At 27.7% G+C, this 18,741-nt stretch carries 18 protein-coding genes and 1 pseudogene; 3 read left to right on the forward strand and 16 right to left on the reverse strand.

The annotated features are described in order from the left end of the window. Nucleotides 1-57: 57 nt before the first annotated feature. The 5 genes from E5347_RS05150 to E5347_RS16805 form a co-directional block, all read right to left on the reverse strand. Nucleotides 58-1,719: a ribonuclease J gene (locus E5347_RS05150; protein WP_136005249.1), complete on the reverse strand. Its 1,662-nt coding sequence runs from the start codon at nt 1,717-1,719 to the stop codon at nt 58-60. A gap of 221 nt (nt 1,720-1,940) precedes the next feature. Continuing rightward, nucleotides 1,941-3,446 carry a DUF1846 domain-containing protein gene (locus E5347_RS05155; protein ID WP_136005251.1) on the reverse strand — a complete coding sequence of 502 codons (1,506 nt, stop codon included), beginning with the start codon at nt 3,444-3,446 and terminating at the stop codon, nt 1,941-1,943. A 115-nt stretch (nt 3,447-3,561) separates the two neighbouring features. Continuing rightward, on the reverse strand, nt 3,562-4,494 hold the full coding sequence (locus tag E5347_RS05160) for a DUF6414 family protein (protein WP_136005254.1): 933 nt from the start codon (nt 4,492-4,494) through the stop codon (nt 3,562-3,564). Nucleotides 4,495-4,557: 63 nt separating this feature from the next. Beyond that, nucleotides 4,558-4,896 carry a hypothetical protein gene (locus E5347_RS05165; RefSeq protein WP_136005255.1) on the reverse strand — a complete coding sequence of 113 codons (339 nt, stop codon included), beginning with the start codon at nt 4,894-4,896 and terminating at the stop codon, nt 4,558-4,560. A gap of 229 nt (nt 4,897-5,125) precedes the next feature. Next, nucleotides 5,126-5,278, reverse strand: coding sequence for a hypothetical protein (locus E5347_RS16805; RefSeq protein WP_168354906.1), 153 nt, complete (start codon nt 5,276-5,278; stop codon nt 5,126-5,128). A 146-nt stretch (nt 5,279-5,424) separates the two neighbouring features. Between E5347_RS16805 and E5347_RS05170 the strand changes: the two genes are divergently transcribed. Continuing rightward, the gene (locus E5347_RS05170; protein ID WP_136005256.1) at nt 5,425-5,814 is read left to right on the forward strand and encodes a PadR family transcriptional regulator; all 390 of its coding nucleotides are present in this window, start codon (nt 5,425-5,427) and stop codon (nt 5,812-5,814) included. Nucleotides 5,815-5,892: 78 nt separating this feature from the next. Continuing rightward, nucleotides 5,893-6,342 carry a hypothetical protein gene (locus E5347_RS05175; protein ID WP_136005258.1) on the forward strand — a complete coding sequence of 150 codons (450 nt, stop codon included), beginning with the start codon at nt 5,893-5,895 and terminating at the stop codon, nt 6,340-6,342. A gap of 26 nt (nt 6,343-6,368) precedes the next feature. On the opposite strand, the gene E5347_RS05180 is transcribed toward E5347_RS05175, so the two are convergent. The 4 genes and pseudogenes from E5347_RS05180 to E5347_RS17060 all read right to left on the reverse strand — a co-directional run. Beyond that, entirely contained in the window at nt 6,369-6,881 is a 513-nt protein-coding gene (locus tag E5347_RS05180) for a hypothetical protein (RefSeq protein WP_136005259.1), read from the reverse strand. Between the two features lie 12 nt (nt 6,882-6,893). Next, nucleotides 6,894-7,454 (reverse strand): hypothetical protein, encoded by a 561-nt coding sequence (locus tag E5347_RS05185; RefSeq protein WP_136005261.1) that lies wholly within the window; start codon nt 7,452-7,454, stop codon nt 6,894-6,896. Nucleotides 7,455-7,759: 305 nt separating this feature from the next. After that, nucleotides 7,760-9,037, reverse strand: a complete 1,278-nt coding sequence (locus E5347_RS05190; RefSeq protein ID WP_136005860.1) for an FAD-dependent oxidoreductase — start codon at nt 9,035-9,037, stop codon at nt 7,760-7,762. Beyond that, nucleotides 9,037-9,138, reverse strand: a pseudogene (locus E5347_RS17060) (sulfide/dihydroorotate dehydrogenase-like FAD/NAD-binding protein); the annotation flags it as partial. The gene E5347_RS05190 and the pseudogene E5347_RS17060, both read right to left, overlap by 1 nt. A gap of 165 nt (nt 9,139-9,303) precedes the next feature. Here E5347_RS17060 and E5347_RS16810 point away from each other — a divergent pair. Continuing rightward, on the forward strand, nt 9,304-9,477 hold the full coding sequence (locus tag E5347_RS16810; protein WP_168354907.1) for a hypothetical protein: 174 nt from the start codon (nt 9,304-9,306) through the stop codon (nt 9,475-9,477). A 93-nt stretch (nt 9,478-9,570) separates the two neighbouring features. Here the strand turns inward: E5347_RS16810 and E5347_RS05200 are convergent, their stop codons facing one another. From E5347_RS05200 to E5347_RS05235, 7 genes are all read right to left on the reverse strand, one after another. Beyond that, the gene (locus E5347_RS05200) at nt 9,571-10,911 is read right to left on the reverse strand and encodes an MATE family efflux transporter (RefSeq protein WP_136005262.1); all 1,341 of its coding nucleotides are present in this window, start codon (nt 10,909-10,911) and stop codon (nt 9,571-9,573) included. Nucleotides 10,912-11,544: 633 nt separating this feature from the next. Then, the gene (locus E5347_RS05210; protein WP_136005263.1) at nt 11,545-13,782 is read right to left on the reverse strand and encodes an ATP-binding cassette domain-containing protein; all 2,238 of its coding nucleotides are present in this window, start codon (nt 13,780-13,782) and stop codon (nt 11,545-11,547) included. Between the two features lie 437 nt (nt 13,783-14,219). Next, entirely contained in the window at nt 14,220-15,119 is a 900-nt protein-coding gene (locus E5347_RS05215; protein ID WP_136005265.1) for an NUDIX hydrolase, read from the reverse strand. Next, nucleotides 15,100-15,864: an NAD(+) synthase gene (nadE, locus tag E5347_RS05220; protein WP_136005266.1), complete on the reverse strand. Its 765-nt coding sequence runs from the start codon at nt 15,862-15,864 to the stop codon at nt 15,100-15,102. Before nadE ends, E5347_RS05215 begins: the two co-directional genes overlap by 20 nt. An 11-nt stretch (nt 15,865-15,875) precedes the next feature. Next, entirely contained in the window at nt 15,876-17,345 is a 1,470-nt protein-coding gene (locus E5347_RS05225; protein ID WP_136005268.1) for a nicotinate phosphoribosyltransferase, read from the reverse strand. Between the two features lie 2 nt (nt 17,346-17,347). Continuing rightward, nucleotides 17,348-17,896 carry a cysteine hydrolase family protein gene (locus tag E5347_RS05230; RefSeq protein ID WP_136005269.1) on the reverse strand — a complete coding sequence of 183 codons (549 nt, stop codon included), beginning with the start codon at nt 17,894-17,896 and terminating at the stop codon, nt 17,348-17,350. A gap of 12 nt (nt 17,897-17,908) precedes the next feature. Beyond that, entirely contained in the window at nt 17,909-18,703 is a 795-nt protein-coding gene (locus E5347_RS05235; protein WP_136005271.1) for a ribose-phosphate pyrophosphokinase, read from the reverse strand. Nucleotides 18,704-18,741: the final 38 nt, after the last annotated feature.

The raw sequence follows: 18,741 nt of genomic DNA on the forward strand, positions 1-18,741 counted from the left end.
GTCAAAAAGCGACATAATTCCTTATATAAACTATAAAAATTGAAAATAATATAGCATTTAAATCTCCATAATTATTGGTATAATAGTTGGTCTTCTTTTAGTTTTATCATATATATATCTTTCAACTGCCTTTTTAATATTAGTTTTTATTAAATACCATTCTATAATTCTATTATCAAGACAACTTTGCAATTCATTAGTAGCTATATCTTTTAACTCCTTAATAAGTTCTTCAGCTTCCTTAACATAAACAAAACCTCTTGTAATAATATCAGGACCTGCAATTATACTAAAACTTTCCCTTTCTATAGTTACTACTATATTAACTAACCCATCTTGAGCTAAATGTTTTCTATCTCTAAGTACTAAAGTTCCTACATCTCCAACACCAAGTCCATCTACTAAAACTGTACCAGTTTTAACCTTCCCCTCCTTCTTAGCCTCATCTTTATTTATTAATAAAACATCTCCTCTTTCTAATATAAAGGTATCACTTGGATCCATTCCAAGGCTAATTGCTAAATCTTTATGATGCTTTAAATGTCTATATTCACCATGAACAGGCATAAAGTATTTTGGCTTAATTAATCTATGCATAAGTTTTAATTCTTCCCTATAAGCATGACCTGACACATGGACTTCTTCTAAGTCTTCATAAATTACATCTGCTCCTTTTTTAAATAGTTCATTTATTACTTTAGAAATTAACTTATCATTACCTGGTATAGGAGCTGCTGAAATTATAAATAAATCGTCACTTTCAATCTTAATTTTCTTGTGATTCCCATAAGCTATTCTTGCTAAGGCTGCCATTGGTTCCCCTTGGCTTCCTGTAGTTATAATAGTTATATTTTCGTTATTGTAATTTTTTATATCATCTATCTCTATTAACATATCTTCAGGCATATGTAAATATTCAAGATCAACAGCCATTCTTGAGATACTCTCCATGCTCCTCCCTGCAAAAGCTACTTTTCTTTTCCTATCTAATGATGCATTAACTATTTGCTGCATTCTATGTATATTAGAAGCAAAGGTTGCAATTATAACTCTACCTTTAGCTGTTGCAAATATTCTATTAAAAGTATTACCAATAGATCTTTCAGACATAGTGTAGCCAGATCTTTCAACATTAGTACTATCTGCCATTAGTAGTAAAACTCCCTCTTTTCCTATCGTTGAAATCCTATCTATATCTATAACCTTATCATCTATTGGAGTTAACTCTATTTTAAAATCTCCAGTGTGGAAGATAGTACCTAGCTTAGTCTTTATAGCAAAGCAACAAGACTCTGCAATACTATGAGTGCTTTGTATAAACTCTATAGATAAATTATTAAATGATACCATTTCACCTGGATTGACTAAAATAAGATTACTAGTTTCTACTAAGTTATGCTCTCTTAATTTATTTTCAATAATAGCCAAGGTTAATTTTGTTCCGTAAACATCCATGTTTAATTGCTTAAGAATATATGGTATTGCACCTATATGATCCTCATGACCATGGGTTATAAATAATCCTTTAACCTTATCCTTATTATCTATTAAATAAGATATATCAGGAATAATTAAATCAACCCCATACATCTCTTCGTCAGGAAATGCTATTCCACAATCTATTACTATTATTTCATCATTAACTTCTAATGCGGTAATATTCTTTCCTATCTCACCAACTCCACCGAGAGGAATTACCTTTATAAAATCTCCATCCATTAAAAAACCTCCTTTAATATACTAATAGTATTTCCCAAATATAGAATAATTAAATTAACTATTTAAAATATAATATCTTCCATAACATAAAAATTGATATGACAGGTATTAGATTAAACTTTTTTAGGTATTATATTAAAATAAAAAAGATGTACCGAATTAACCATGTTCTAAATTCGGTACATCTTTATATACTTATATTAAATAAATCTATTTATTTGTTAATTATTATAGTATAAATTATCACTTTGATATTCTGGATCACAAGTTATATCTATTCCTAGTCTTCTAAAGGTTTGTTCATCGCCATTTGAAGTCATAGTAGTTGAATGTGCTTGACATCCCTTTAATTCTGTTAACTTATTTAATGCAACTTGTGCAGTTGGATTTGTTGCAGCACATATACTTAAAGCAATTAATATTTCTTCGCAATTTAAAACTGTATTTTTAATTCCTAAAGTTTTAAACTTTAAGTTTTGAATTGGTTCTAAAATAACTGGAGATATTAAATGTATATCATCAGAAATATTAGCTAAATGCTTTATTGAATTTAAAATTACAGCTGCTGGTGCATCCATTATTTCTGAACCTCTACCAGTAAGAATAGTTCCATCATTTAATTCTAAAGCTACTACTGGGTACGATTCTTTACAATTAAGCTTCTTTAATTTTTCTGAGTATTCTCTAGCTGGATTAACTACTTTTCTATCAGATTCTTTTAAGTTTAACTCTTCCATAATAAGCTTAGCACTATCTGCAACATCTTTATCTACGTAACCTTTTTTAAATTCACAAATAGTCTTATAATATCTTCTTATTATTTCTTGATTAGAAGCTTCTTTAACTACATCATCATTAATTATTCCAAATCCTACTCTATTAACTCCCATATCAGTTGGTGATTTATAAACCGATTCTTTACCAGTGATTTTTTCTATTATTCTCTTAAGAACTGGGAAGCTTTCAATATCTCTATTATAGTTTACTGCAACTTCATTATAAGCATCAAAATGGAAAGAATCTATCATATTAACATCTTTCAAGTCAACTGTAGCTGCTTCATAAGCTATATTTAAAGGATGCTTAAGTGGAACATTCCATACTGGGAAAGTTTCAAACTTAGAGTATCCTGCAACATTTCCTCTTTTATTTTCATGATATAATTGGCTTAAACAAGTAGCAAGCTTTCCACTTCCTGGACCTGGAGCAGTAACTACTACTATTGGTTTAGTTGTTTCGATATATGGATTTTTACCATATCCTTCATCACTTACAATAGTATCTACATCTGTTGGATATCCAAGGGTAGCCCTATGCTTATAAACTTTTATTCCTCTTCTTTCAAGCTTGTTTATAAACACAGTAGTAGCTGGTTGCCCGTCAAATCTAGTTATTATTACACTATTTACATCTAGACCATATCCTCTTAAATCATCTATAAGTCTTAATACTTCAAGGTCATATGTAATACCAAAGTCTCCTCTGATCTTGTTTCTTTCAATATCTCCTGCATAAACGCATATTACTACTTCAACTTTTTCTTTAAGCTTTTGAAGCAATTTAATTTTAGCATTTTCATCAAATCCAGGTAAAACCCTCTTAGCATGCAAATCATTCATTAGCTTTCCGCCAAATTCTAAATATAATTTATCATAATCATTAACTCTTTCTAAAATATATTTAGATTGTTCATCTAGATATTTTTTATGATCAAAACCTATTTTCATCTTTTTGCCTCTTTCCTGTAATCAAATATTAAATTTACTTTTCATCATTAAGTAACTATTATACATTAATTTTTTATTACTTTCTATAACAACTTAAAAATGCATATAAAAATTTTTATATGCATATACTCATTGGTAATATCATTATCATCTTCCCCTTTATGTTGCATTCTGGCTTTTCAGGTAAGATAATATTATTCTTTCTTAATATATCTAAGTAGGGTTCTATACTATTAAGTATTTTTTCATAATAATTTTCTTGAGAAGATTTTCTTAGTAAACTAATGCACTTATCTTTATCTTCCTTTATCATCATTACTTTACCATATATTTTACAAGAACATTGAACAAAGTCAAACATACTATATCCATTATTTATAAAATTATTTTGATTTATAGTAAGCAATATTGAAACATCTTGATTTTTAACTATTAAGTCCCTGCTTCCATTTTGTGTTATACTATTTTTTATTCCACTAAGTAAATTATAAATAATATTAAAATTTAAGCTGTCAAGCTTATTTTTATCTAAAATAGAATTAAAAAAGTCTATACCATAACAATTAATACTATTTAAAACCGTATCTATATATTCAGGTAATGATACTTCTTGAATACATCCTGTAACTTCTACATAGTCACCAACCTTAACATTACCATTTTTAATAGATTTATAACTAATCTTCTTCATATGATTATTTGAATACATTCTATTTATTAAATCATTATGAAGAGTAAAAACTGTACTTATCTTTTTAATTTCTTGTTCTACCCTGTCAAAATCTCTGCCTTCAAAACCTAAACTTCTTTCTTTACCATCTTGCTGGCTCTCTTCACAAGAATTATGTTTACTTTTATATCCTTCTATTTTATCTCTTTGATCTTTAAAGTCTAGTTCCTTAGAGTTTCTTTCACCAACTCTTACATTACCACCAACTGTTCTATCTTTAATTCTCCTAAAGGTTCTTATATCTATATATCCATTCACAACTACTGAATTTAAATTCTTAATTAATAATTCATCTAGATATACAAGTAAATCTAGCATTGTTTCCTCCTTAGGAATTAATCAATTTATAAATATATATTAATACTCAATTTTATAAATAACTTACTCTTTGTCTTTATTTTTATTTGTAATAGCTTCTTTGATATAATCAAGTATTTTAGTGTTTTTTATACCAATTTCATCTTTATCTACTTTTATATTATCAATTATCCTTTTTAAAGTTATTTCTTCTTCAAGCTCTTTTATTTTATTAATTATTTCTATATTGTTTTTTTTATATAAATCAACAGAATATACTTCTTCATTACAAACTTCACAAGTTCCATATAATTTGTTGTACTTAATTTTCCCTATATTTAAATTCTTCGAATCTATATAGCTATTTATCTTCATTCTTTGTATTTTCTTGCATTTTTCACAATAGCATTTATTATAAAGCATAACTTCACCTCTATATTAATTTTATCACTAAATATTTCTTTAAAAAAGTCTCATGTGTTAAATAAAGCCTTCAATAATATAATCTAAGGAACAATATCCTTTCTTATACTATTGAAAGCAATTATTTTATACAAAATATTTTTAAAATCATTATATTATTAAGTAATATAAATAACTATTAATTCTAATTCTTAATAGGGACTGTAAATACAGCCCCTTTACTATAATTCTACCAACAACCGCCTAATAATAATAACCATATAAGTGGGAATCCACAACCAAAGCCACCGCCGAATCCACCGCCACAGCCGCCGCCCCAGTTATTACAGCCACAACAACAATTATTTCTACAGCAGTTATTATTGCAACATCTTCTTGACATGTTTATCAACTCCTATTCCTTTGTATGCTATATATTATTCAATGTACTCTCATTTTGTTCTGTAAATTTATAATCATTTACGAGTATATTATTTAAGTGTACATTTAGTTTATCTTATGCTAAACTATAAAAAAGGAGTGATTTTTATGGAAAAAAGAAATCGTTTAGTAGCACCTAGAAATGTTGTAAATACTAAGATGCTTTACAGCTTTTATATATTAAAAGAATTAGCAAAAGGTAATACTATTTTTGGTAACAAAGTGTTAGATGAATTTAAAAGTAGATTTGAATCTACAGCATTACCTTTTCCAGTATCTTCAAGTACAGTTTATGAAACTTTATATGATCTTGAGACAAAAGGATATGTAACTAGCACTTGGTCTGGAGATGAGTTCTTAAATAAAAGAAGTAAAAAAATATATTCTATAACTGATGCTGGGATAGAATATTATAAATATCATATTGCTGATTATATAAGTAACCTAAATAAAACCAAGGCCACTTTAGATATTATGATAGAAATGTTAAAAAAATAAATTTCTATAAGAAAAATGACATTTTTTTATAACCTTTTTAATACTATATATTTATAGCAGATTATAAGGAGAAAGGTTATGGAAAAATACAATGAACTAAACACTTTAAATATACCTTACTTATCTTCAAGTGAAAAAGAAGTAAGCAATTTTAGATTAAAAGATGAGTCATTAATCTTATCTTTTAAAGATTTTAATTTAAAAACAGTAAAAAATGTTTCTGTTTATCTTAAAAATATAAAAACAAGAGAATTACTATTTGCTCCATCTAAAGCCTCTAATAATTCTCTTGTTATTAATTTAAAAGATTTAAATAAATTATGTACAGATTACGAATATAGTATAGTAATTTCATTAGAAAATGAATTAAATAAAATATTATACTTCCCTGTTAATAAATCTATTAATTTAAGTCAGGAGTTATTCACTAATTCATCTTCTGATAATTTAAAATGGTATTTAAGACTAACAAATAACGGTAAATTAAGACTTTCTACAATTGTAGTATTTCCAAATAAAAATAGCTAAGCAATCTTATTATAAGATAGAATATCTTATAGCAAGCTACATTGCTTTGCTATTTTTTTTATTTCCTCTAAATTTTCCTTTTTACCAGAAAATAAGGGGAATTTGTAATTATAGTTACCCCATAAAGTAAAATTAGCTTTATCAAAGTAAAATGTAACGAAAAATAATTCCTTCAAATTAAGTTTTGTTAATAATGGAATATAAGAAATATCAGTAATTTCAAAAAAAATATCCTCATTATCCCCACAACTCATTAATCTATGAAGTAATAGCTTTTCTTCATCTTTTAATCTATCTTCAATATACTTAATTGAATTATTATCTAATCTATTCTTATAAAAATCAATCACTAGCTTTTTGTTATTTATATTAAATAATTTTTCTATAAATTTAATATAGGATTTCTCTACCTCTTCATATATAGATGTCATTGGAGATAATTGAATATATTCATATTTATCAAATCCATCTAAAATATTTGAAAAATATATAAAACCACTACTCTTAAATTCATTTTTACTTAGAGCCCTAATCTTCAATTTTACTCCTCCTTAATCCATATAATCTGCATATAAAATGTCTTCTCGATTTCCTTTTATCCTAACTATATATTTATCCTTAATTCCATTACTATTAAATAAGTAACAATAATGATAACATTCTGCCTTCAATATATCTCTTATTATATATACTACTAATAAATCATTACTTAAATTATTAGTAAAATCCAATAAAATTTTATTTAAATAATCAATTCTATTTTCCGAAAAAGTCTCTAAAAATTGAATTATTGACGAATCATTAACTTTTATTTCATCTACTAATTTTTGAATTGCATCAAGATCGTTAGACATATCATTTTCTCTTATAACTTCAATGTCCTTATTATCTTTATCATATTTAAAGTCATATTTAAATCTTATTCTTTTATTCTTATCAACATTTCTTGAACCTTTATATTCTAATTCATATCCTAAAAATTTGCCTAGTGTGATAAAAAACTTACTCTCTTTATTAGAAATTTCATCGTATTGAGAGCTTTTATTTAAAGATAAATTTTCATAATTTTTTACAAGCCCATTATATAAATCCATTAAATTCAAGTTTAACATCTGCTCTCCTCCTGTTCATTTTCTTCTATTTTAACATTTAAACTGTAATCTTCCAATGGTATTTTATTATCATTTACGAGTAAATTATTTTAGAGTCTATTTTCTCTATAGGTACTCCTATATTTAGTAAATTATATAGAATAGGATTTAATAATAACCATTTGAGTTTAATCAATGATATTATTAAAAATAAAAAACATCTAATATTAGTTGAAATATCAAATGCTTTTAATTCCCTATATATTTAATTATAGAATTACTAATAAAGGGATATATCAGAGTAAATTTGATACATCCCCTTTAATTTATATTAGCTTATTATTAAAAACATTATCTAAGTTTAACTTTTTGATTTTATTTCTTATTTCTTCTTTACTAGTAGTATAAAGCCCCTCTTCTTTCATTCTTGCAAAATATTCAGAACCCGCAAAAGTGAATCTTGCCTTTCTTCCTTCTCTTGTTTTTGATTTTTCATTAGCATAAGAAATTATATCCCCTATTGCTATTGAGGAAGGTAATATTAAAAGAGGAATTCCCATAGCAAGTCTTACTGAATTATGTCCTGCTAAGCTTCCAGTAGCTATAGCTTCTGTATGGCCTACAAATAATCCAGATTTTTCTCCAGCACAGAATAAATTATCTACTCCATTTACCTTTAAGTCATTAGTTCTTGGTGCAACAGACATATATCTTATAGAGTTTCCCTTACTACCTGCATATGGATCTACATACTTTGCATTTTCAAGGCCTTTTATTTTTCTTAGTTTTTTTAATGGATAATAAGTTGTCATAAGTTTTGCGTGGCCAGTGTCTAAAAGTATTATATTTTCTGCAAATTCCTTTAAAGCATATTGCTGACATACCTTTGTACTTAGCTTATCATAGTTAACATCTTCTTTAGGTAATTCTAAGATAACACATCCTTTTGTATCTAGTTCTTCTCTTAATTCCTTTGATAATGTATCTTTAGATAATTTACAAGAACCAGAAAAAGCCCCTAATATATCTTCGCCTCTTTCACCTTGTATATCTGAAACACCACATCGTTCACTTATACTTATTCTAGGTCCAAATGCCGGACATCTTAAAATGCACATTGAGCATCCATTACCATATCTTAAGCAATTTCCCATAGGCCCTGTTGTACCAGTTGTTTCTATGAAAACATCTCCCTCTTCATAGATACCATCACTTAAATATATTCCCTTTATCTTGCTACCTTCAATCTTTATATCATTTACTCTACTTTCCATATGAATAATGATACCTAAATCCTCTAAATATTTACTAACCTTACCCTCTATGATATTTACATCATAAAGGGTAGCATGTTTATGTCCAGGAAATTCAATATCCTTATGCCTTGCTGTATCGTCCACAATATTTATTAGATCCTCTGCCCCTAGTTCAATAAGTTCCTCGGAAGCTGTCCATCTTCCGTTATTCCTCATTATTCCACCAACATTTCCAAGGCCTAATAAAAGATCAGTTTTTTCATATAAATGAACTTCTGCTCCTGCTTTTTTTGCAGTTATGGCTGCTGCACATCCAGACCATCCTCCACCAATAATAATAACCTTTATCATATAAATCTTCTCCCCTCAAATACCTTTCTTGGATCTAATTGCGTCTTACAGAATCTTTTAACTCTATGACCTGAAAATCTTACTGTACAGCTTCCACATGCTACTTGTACAAAGGTGCAATAATTATAATCTATGTTTTTTAGTTTAATTACCTTATAAATTTCATGCTTCTTGATACATAAAATTTTCTATAATATTCCAACATATTCTTTTCCGTATTTGCAGATACTATTTTAAAATCATTTATTTAGGAGGTTCTATATATGCCAAAGGCTGTAGATTATGTTAATCAAAGTCTATCATCTTTACAAAATACTATTTCATCATTACAACAAGCACTTGGTGATGCAGAAAAATCAGATAATAAGGCTAAAATTCAATCAGCTATAGATTCTATTAATTCTGCTTCTCAAGAGTTATCTAAATACAAAGATTAATAATAAAAAAATCCTATTTTAAAATTAAAATAGGATTTTTTTATTATATTATGAACTCTGTAGAATTTTTCATTTCATTATTTACAGTTCTTTTTACTTTGCATTTTTTATATACGGATTTCTATAGAAAGAATATGCTAGCTGAAGGCACATTAAGCACCAAATTACTGGTTCACAAATAATTACTCCAAAGTATTCAAGGCTAGGTATAAGCACTATTACAAAGACTATTTTACCTATTAATTCAATTATACTAGATATTAAAGGCAATAATTTTTCTCCTATACCTTGTAATGAGTTTCTTAAATTTAATAAAATTCCAAGTACAGCATAAAAAGGTGAGTTAAGCAATAAATATTTTACACCATTATCAATTACTGTTGGCTCACTAGATCCTGATAGCAATCTCATTAGCATTGGCGAAAATAATAGTAAAATCAAAGTAACTATTACTCCCCATGCGATGGATATAATATTGGAGTATCGTACTGCTTCTCTTATTCTTTTCCCTTGATTTGCTCCTTTATTTTGAGAAACGAATGTTGCAAGACTCATAGATAGAGCTGATACAGGTATCATAGCAAAACTATTAAGTTTACGAGCTGCTGTATGGCCTGCAATAATTAAATATCCTAAATTATTAATTGCAGTTTGTAAAATAACTGTTCCTGCAGACACTATCATAAGCATAATTCCCATAGATAGACCTTGTCCTAATAGTTCTTTATATAATTTCTTATCAAATTTAAAATGTTCTTTATTCGGGATAAGGATTGGACACTTTTTATAAGTATATATAATACATAATAAACCAGAAATCCCCTGAGATATTACTGTTGCAACTGCAGCTCCCCTAATTCCCATATTAAATTCAGTTATAAAAACTATGTCTAAAACTATGTTTATTACTGACGAAAGTATTAGAAATATTAATGGCATCATGCTATTTCCTATTGCTCTTAAAATTCCAGCACAAAGGTTATATAAAAACATTACTCCAACGAACATAGTTACTACAGAAATATATGAATATGATTCCTCTATGATATTCGCCGGTGTCTTAAGTAATTGAAGTAGTGGAAAGAGAAATAATTTTGAAATAATCATTATTATTAATGTTATCAAAGCTCCTATAACTAGTGATCCTGCTACTGATTTTTTAATTAAATTTTCATCCTTAGCACCATAACTTCTTGCAGTTACAATACTTAGTCCATTTCCTACACCTAAGGCAAAGCCAACCAATAATTCAAATATAGCTGCACTTGCACCTATTGCTGCTAAAGAAGTATCTCCTAAGTAATTTCCTACAACCATAATGTCTACTGTATTGTATAATTGCTGAAATAAACTTGCTATAAAAAGTGGTATAGCAAAGATTATTAGCGATCTTAAAATCTTCCCTTTTAGTAAATCTACATTGGTATTAAGCATATTATCCCCTCTTTATTTTATATTTTCACTTAATTTCTATTATAAATCTCTGATAACTCACTAAATAATTACTTTATTTATTATATAATTTTATATTATCCCCTTGGCTAGATATCCATAAATTTAATAGTTCATTTAAATCTTCCATTAATTCTTTCTCTGTAGCACCCTCTCTTTTCTTAAGTTTTTCTACAAATTCAAATGCACTTTCACCTTAGCGATTCCAATCCTCTTGAAAATCTTTAATTCTAATTTTACCTAAGTTTAATTTAAATTTAATTGATTCAAAAGGCTTATATAGATTGTCCGATATCTCTACATATGAATATCCATTAATTGTATTATATATTCGAACTACTCCCATCTCAACTTATTTTTATTTATAATCTCTTTTTCTATATAATTCATATTACTTTTCACCTTAAGCTTATAGTATTTACTTATACCTATTTCTCTTTTTTAATATTTTAATCTATAACGATGACTTCATATAAGCGCATCATTATAGATTTTTAAATATTTTTTCATTGCATCTTATGTATTAGCCTAGTTGACTGAGGTATGCTAAAAATTTAAGTCTATAAGCTCTATTTATGCTTCTCTAAATAATTATAATACTTTTACTACAAATAATTAAAGATATTTAGCTGTTAATGATTCTTTACTATATTTTAAATCTTTAGGCGTTCCTTCAAAAATTACTTCTCCACCATGATTTCCTCCATCTGGTCCAAGATCAATAATCCAATCTGCTCTTTTAATAACATCAATATTATGTTCAATTATAATTACTGTATTTCCGTTATCTACAATATTTTCAACAATATTTACGAACTTTTCAATATCAGCCATATGCAGACCTGTTGTAGGTTCATCCATAATATACACTGAACTTTCTTTATGAAGTTCACTAGCTAATTTTAATCTTTGACATTCACCGCCAGATAAGGTATCTAAAGTTTGACCTAATGTTAAGTAACCTATTCCCATATCATTAATTGATTGTAATTTAGTTTTAATGGACTTAAGCTTAAAAAAGTCTATTGCTTCAACTACTGTCATGTCTAATACTTCAATTATATTTTTACTATGTAATTTATAATCTAATACATCAAGTCTATACTTTTTCCCATCACAAACATCACAAGTACTCTTTATATTATCCATAAAAGCAAGGTTAGTTTCTACTATTCCACTTCCCTTACAATTTTCACAAGCCCCTTCTGAGTTTGAACTAAAAAGTGATGGATTAACATCATTTTCTTTTGCAAAGGCTTTTCTAATATTGTCCATAATCCCACTATAAGTTGCTAGGCTAGACCTCGAATTTGCTCCTACTGGACTTTGATCAATTAAAACTGCTTCTTTATTTTGTTTTAAGAATTCTTCCTTAATTAATGTACTTTTTCCTGACCCTGCAACACCTGTAACAACAGTTAAAACACCCTTAGGTATTTCAACAGTAATATTTTTCAAATTGTTCTTCTTACAATTACTAGCCTTTAAATATCCATTATGTTCTCTTACATCTTCTTTTATAGTAAGTGACTTATTTAAGGCATCCCCAGTAAGTGTTCCGGATTTCAGTAAATCTCCATAGCTTCCTTCATATACTATTTCCCCACCATTTCTACCAGCTAGTGGTCCTACATCAATAATATGATCGGCTATCTTAATAACATCTGGATCATGTTCAACAACTATTACAGTATTACCTTTATCACGTAGCTTCTTTAAAAGATTATTTAACTTATGAACATCTCTTGGATGAAGCCCTATACTTGGCTCATCAAATATATACATTAAATCAACTAAATTACTATTTAAGTGTTTAACCATCTTTATACGCTGTGACTCTCCACCTGATAATGTTGATGTTTCCCTATCTAATGTTAAATATCCAAGTCCAATATCTATAATGTTATTTAACTTTTCAAGGATACCATTAATTAAAGGCTTAGCTTCTGGCTCTTTTATTTCTTTAATAACTTTAACTAATTCATCTATTTGCATACTTGTTAAATCAGAAATATTATATCCATTAATTAAGCAATTATAAACTCTTTCATGAAGTCTTCTCCCCTTACAAACAGAACATTCACCTTCTATTAGTAATTTACTAAGCTTCTTTTTAGCAGCTTCAGAAATTTCCCCTTCTCTCTTTAAGTAAAGTCTATTAAACTTAACTAATAATCCCTCATAAGTTAAATTCATTGTCCCTACTTCATCTATCTTTATCTTTTCAGGCTCTCCATATAAAAACTTATGTAATTCATCTTCTGAATAATCACTTATCTTTTTATCGTTATCAAAGAAGCCTGACTCTGTGAATATCTTCCAATGCCATGAACCTACGCCAAAACCTGAAAGTAATATTGCTCCTTCATTTAAAGATTTACTCATATCAACAATCTCTTCCATATTCGGAACAAGCTTTTTGCCAAGCCCTTCACACTCACCGCACATCCCGTTTATATCATTAAAAGAAAACATATTTGCTTTACCTATATAAGTGCTTCCAAATCTTGAATATAAAGCTCTTAAAAAAGAATTAATATCTGTAATAGTTCCTAAAGTAGACCTAGAATTACCACCAATTCTACTTTGATCTATAATAATTGGTGTTGATAGATTTTCGATATGATCAGCTTTAACCTCACCATACTTTGGTAAAAAGTTTCTTATAAAAGCACTAAAAGTCTCATTTAATTGACGTTGCGCTTCCTTTGCAACAGTTTCAAAAACAATAGAGGATTTACCTGAACCAGAAACCCCTGTAAATATAGTTATTTTTCTTTTAGGTATTTCTAATGATATGTTTTTTAAATTATTTTCTTTGCATCCTTTTAAATAAATGAATTCATCCTTCACTTTATCCGCCTCCTTTTTTATTTCCTTAATATATATTTCCATCAAAATATTGCTCCCACTTTAAACTTAGATTAATTCATACCTATATAATATAAAATCAAATTATTGGGGGACTTACAAACTAAGTTTTATTATATTAGTAATTATTATCATAAATCTTCAATTTCAATATTATTTATATTAGAAGTAAATTTACCAAAATTATTTTCTATGCTTTAATATTATTTTCTGGGAAATAATGTAAAATATATTCATTGTAAAGTTCACCCCAACTCGAGATTACATTTATGAGTTTTAATAATAAATCTATTTAAATATATATTACATTAATATAACAAATTAAAAATAATCTATAAAAAAATATTATAACATAATAAAAATATACCCCATAGGATAGACTTTTATATTATCTATCTTTATGAGGTACATTTCAACCTTTACTTAATTCTTTTCCATCTAGGGTTATATCTAAATAGTTTTGAAGGCCTATGCCCTACATCCTTAGTAAACTCATTTGTCTCAACAACCATATTAGATATTTTTCTTCTAAATGCTGCTGCTAAAAGCTCTTTTCCTTGAATTATTTCATAAACCTTTTGGAGTTCTGTTAATGTAAATAATTCAGGCATAAGATTAAATGCCAAACTTGTATATTCAACCTTATTTCTAAGTCTACTTATAGCATATTCTATAAACTTACCATGATCAAAGGCAAGTCCTACTGATTCTATTATTTCTCTTCTTATTCTACCATCAATATTTTCTATAACTCTTATCTTCGCAGAAATTTCTTCACTATTATTCCAAAGTTTTATTTCTACTATTTCCTCGAAACTCTCTCCACTTTCTATGTCCAATGAATTTTCACTAAGGAGATTATATTCTATATTAAACCACCTTGCATCTTCTTCATTATTTCCAGCCTTAATACTTAAGGAACTACTATCTACTAATGCCATATAAGATGAACTTATTACTCTAGTTCTAGGATCTCTATTAACCTCTCCCCAAGTATATAGCTGTTCCATATAAATATTTTCTATATTAGTTTCCTTTCTTAGTACCCTCAGCGCTGCATCATCTAAGCTTTCATCAGTTAAAACAAATCCTCCTGGAAGAGCCCATTTACCCATATCAGGGTGATTTCCCCTTTTAACTAATAAAATTTTTAATGATTTTTCAGCAAGTTTTCTATAATTTTCTTTTTCCTCTTCCATTACTGTAAAAATCAACATATCAACAGTTAAAGAAGGCTTTTCATAAATAGCCGAATCATACTGTTTTAAAAATTCTTCTTCAGTTAAGCCTTGTTTATTCTTAATAAATTTCTCCTTCATAATCATCACCTTCTGTTAGCTCATACTTTGGTGGCAAACTTCTCTTATGCTCATTATATTCATATTTCAACCTAATTTTATCATCTATATCTTTATTATAACAAGTGCCCATTTCTATATATTCATTTATTTGATTATAAGAAATACCAAGTTTCTCCTCATCTGATTTACCTGATAGACCATCACTTGGAATTTTATGAACTAATTCATAAGGTAATCCTAAATAATCCCCTAGAGCTATAACTTCATCTGTAGTTAAATTTCCTATGGGATTAAAATCATAAGCATTATCTCCCCATTTTGTAGTATAACCTACAAAAGCTTCTGATTTGTTTCCTGTACCACAAACTCTATAATTCATGCTTGAACCAACTGCATATAAAGTAGTCATCCTAAGCCTTGGAGGAATATTAATTTTCGCATCAATAGATAATTCACTTTCATTAATTTCTTCTATTAGACCCTTATATGCATTTTCAATATTAACAATTTTATAATTAATCCCTAGAATATCTACTACCTTTAAGCTATCAGAAATATCCTTTTGCTCACCATTAGGCATTAAAACTCCAAAGACCCTTTCTTTCCCTAATGCCTCAACTAATAGTTTTACTGTAATTGTACTATCTTTTCCACCACTTATACCAATTATTGCTCCCTTGGCATTTGGTTGATTATCAAAGTATTCTTTAATCCAATTTATTATATTTTCACTTACTCTATTTACATTAAATTTCTTTCTCATATTACACCCCATTAAAAACTTTTATGAAGTCTATTTCTTATCTCTGATAATGAATAATCCTTTAAAAGTTTACCATCCTTAAATACAAGTTCTAACAAGTTATCTTTCTTATTTTCTTGTTCTTTTATAGTTAATTCATCCTTATATAAAATATCTTCTCCATCTTTATATACATAACACATTCCCTTTTGTGATTTTTTAAAATTACCAGTATCAGTTTTAGGGTCCTTAAATATAAATTTTTCTTCATTATTAATTACTGCATGTGTTGCTTTTAGTGCAAATCCAAAGGTATCTCTAGTATTATATTGATATGTGTAAGATCCAATACCAAATACACAATTGTTAACTGCAAATCCCTTTTCCTCTAATCCCTTGCATATTTCTACACATCTCTCTATGGTTATACTATCACCATAAATTGTTCCTATTTTATTATTTAAAACCTTATATCCTTTTGAATTGATTTCACCGCCAAATATCTCCCATAAAAGTTCTACAGTTCCTTTATATTCTTCACTACCCTTAGTAGCATTTTTATCTCCACATATTATTTTTACTGGATCCCCGCTATCCCCTCTAATAACTATTTTACCTTCTCTACTTAAAATATCTTCTTTTAATCTTGGAAGTATTTTGATTATAACATTCCAATAATCATAAGTGTCAGATACTATACTTAATGTTCCACTTGGAAATACTTCTGTAATTAATCTTTTATATGCTAAATACTCATCTTGTCCATAACTACACATTACACTATGCTCTGTTGAAGGAGTTCCAAGGCCTACTATTTCATTTTCTATATTGCAATTATAATATTTCTCTAAAAAGTCTATTGCTGGTATTGTTGCCGTTCCAATAAATGAAAGCAAGTGGGCTGCTCCACTAAACTCAGCACTTTCTAAAGAACTAAAGCCCCTCATGCTGAAATCTCCACAAGCTCTTTTAACATCACCATTATCAACAGTTAGATTAAAATACTTCTCTACTATTTCCCTATATCTATAACCAATACTTGCACTTGTCATTAATTGCCATATATTGCAACTCATGAAAGTTTCTAGGTAATTTACAAGCCAAGCAAAATCTTTATGAGTATTTGTTATTTCAATCATCGGAGTCTTAATATTTACCCTTAAACCTTCTGCTACTGCTTTAATTTGTATTGGTAAATATCCTAAATCGTATAATGTTTCAATATGCTTTGTATCTGATGCTATATCACCCATAGTATTTGAAATAACTCTTTTATATTCTGAAATTACTTCTTTTTTATCTCTATTAAAGAAGTTTTCATTAAAATATTGAATTAAATACTTTTTTATGAATGGTTGTAATCCAAACATAACAACCTTATTAATATCTTCTTTTCTTGACATTCTTGGAGTCCAATAACTTACAAGCTTAGTTAACCCTTCTGCATAACACATATGATGAATTGTTTTATAAAAATCTGTTAATAGTAATGGATTTGACATAATTATTCCTCCCTATTTATCACCTTTGCTTGTAAACCTTCTGCTACGTCTAAAGTCTTTTCGTGCAAGCTCTCATCAAAGCTAGCACAAAGTTTTGCATCTATTATAATTTCTGAATTTCTATATTGAGATTGGAATAATACCAAATTAGATATTACACATATATTTGTAACTACTCCAATTATCTCAATTTCATTAATATCATCACCAAAATCCTCTGATATTTTAATCATATCCTTTGGAGATATTCCAAAGCCTTCCTTTTCATAATGGAAGGTATTTTTTGCATTTATAAAGTTATTCAATCTTCCATATAAGTTGTGTCCATTAGTGCCTTTAATACAGTGAGTTACAGGTAAGTTCTTTCCTTCTCTAGTATTAAGGTAATCTTTATGATGAGTATCATATGTGAATAATACTTTTTCTCCATTTTCAATATACTTATTAATTTTCTTATAAATTAAAGGTTCCAAAGTTTTAGCTTTTTCAAATCCCAAAGCTCCATCTACAAAATCATTTTGATAATCAATAACTACTAATAATTTTTTCATAATTAATCCTCCCTAAATTTCATATACCTTAATTTTTTTATGGCTTATATTTAAAATACTATTTGTTGTATATATTCCCGTTATTAAATCACTATTTAATAAATTACCTTCAAAGATTGTATTTTCACAATGAGTTACTACTAAATATATTTCACTTGCACCCATTTCTTTTAATTTTGATGCTGTAAGTTCAAAAGTTCCTCCTTTAGAACAAAGATCATCTACTATAATTGCCCTAAAACTTTTCTTATCTATTTCTCCATTAATATCTAACTTTTTAATATATCCAGTCTTGAAATCACGCTCTTTGCTTGCAGTTAGTATCTTGTCATAATTGATTTCCTTACCATATCTTTTAGCTGCACCAGCATCTGGATAAACTAAATATACATCATCCTCTTTACTGTTCTTCGCCTTTAGCAATTCTTCTGTTAAAATCTTAGACATATTTACTACCTTTACTCTATCTAATAATGCAGTAGAAACATCTGAATGTGGTTCATAAATAGTTACACTTTCAAAATCTAAACTATTTATAAGCTTACATAGATACTTTAATGTGAATACTCTTATCCCTTCTGTTCTATCCATTCTGCTATATGGTAAATAAGGTATTAATAAATTACACTTTGATTTTAATTCATCTAAATGTCCTTTTAAAAATATTAAATGTGTTATATCCTCATCACTTTCAAAGTTAAGCTTTATTTCATTAGTATCCTTTAACCTTAAATTTTTACTATTAATTAAAACCTCTCCATTTGGGAATTTATTAACCTCTAACTTCTCATCATTAACATAAATCATTTTATACCCTCCTAATACTTCAAAACATGAAAAACACT

It is taken from the genome of Clostridium sartagoforme (assembly GCF_004794105.1).
Lineage (GTDB): Bacteria > Bacillota > Clostridia > Clostridiales > Clostridiaceae > Clostridium > Clostridium sartagoforme_B.

Coding starts and splice junctions, on each gene's coding strand:
- E5347_RS05150 (WP_136005249.1), bottom strand. CDS start 1,719: ATGGATGGAGATTTTATAAAGGTAATTCCTCTCGGTGGAGTTGGTGAG.
- E5347_RS05155 (WP_136005251.1), bottom strand. CDS start 3,446: ATGAAAATAGGTTTTGATCATAAAAAATATCTAGATGAACAATCTAAA.
- E5347_RS05160 (WP_136005254.1), bottom strand. CDS start 4,494: ATGCTAGATTTACTTGTATATCTAGATGAATTATTAATTAAGAATTTA.
- E5347_RS05165 (WP_136005255.1), bottom strand. CDS start 4,896: ATGCTTTATAATAAATGCTATTGTGAAAAATGCAAGAAAATACAAAGA.
- E5347_RS16805 (WP_168354906.1), bottom strand. CDS start 5,278: ATGTCAAGAAGATGTTGCAATAATAACTGCTGTAGAAATAATTGTTGT.
- E5347_RS05170 (WP_136005256.1), top strand. CDS start 5,425: ATGGAAAAAAGAAATCGTTTAGTAGCACCTAGAAATGTTGTAAATACT.
- E5347_RS05175 (WP_136005258.1), top strand. CDS start 5,893: ATGGAAAAATACAATGAACTAAACACTTTAAATATACCTTACTTATCT.
- E5347_RS05185 (WP_136005261.1), bottom strand. CDS start 7,454: ATGTTAAACTTGAATTTAATGGATTTATATAATGGGCTTGTAAAAAAT.
- E5347_RS16810 (WP_168354907.1), top strand. CDS start 9,304: ATGCCAAAGGCTGTAGATTATGTTAATCAAAGTCTATCATCTTTACAA.
- E5347_RS05200 (WP_136005262.1), bottom strand. CDS start 10,911: ATGCTTAATACCAATGTAGATTTACTAAAAGGGAAGATTTTAAGATCG.
- E5347_RS05215 (WP_136005265.1), bottom strand. CDS start 15,119: ATGAAGGAGAAATTTATTAAGAATAAACAAGGCTTAACTGAAGAAGAA.
- nadE (WP_136005266.1), bottom strand. CDS start 15,864: ATGAGAAAGAAATTTAATGTAAATAGAGTAAGTGAAAATATAATAAAT.
- E5347_RS05225 (WP_136005268.1), bottom strand. CDS start 17,345: ATGTCAAATCCATTACTATTAACAGATTTTTATAAAACAATTCATCAT.
- E5347_RS05230 (WP_136005269.1), bottom strand. CDS start 17,896: ATGAAAAAATTATTAGTAGTTATTGATTATCAAAATGATTTTGTAGAT.
- E5347_RS05235 (WP_136005271.1), bottom strand. CDS start 18,703: ATGATTTATGTTAATGATGAGAAGTTAGAGGTTAATAAATTCCCAAAT.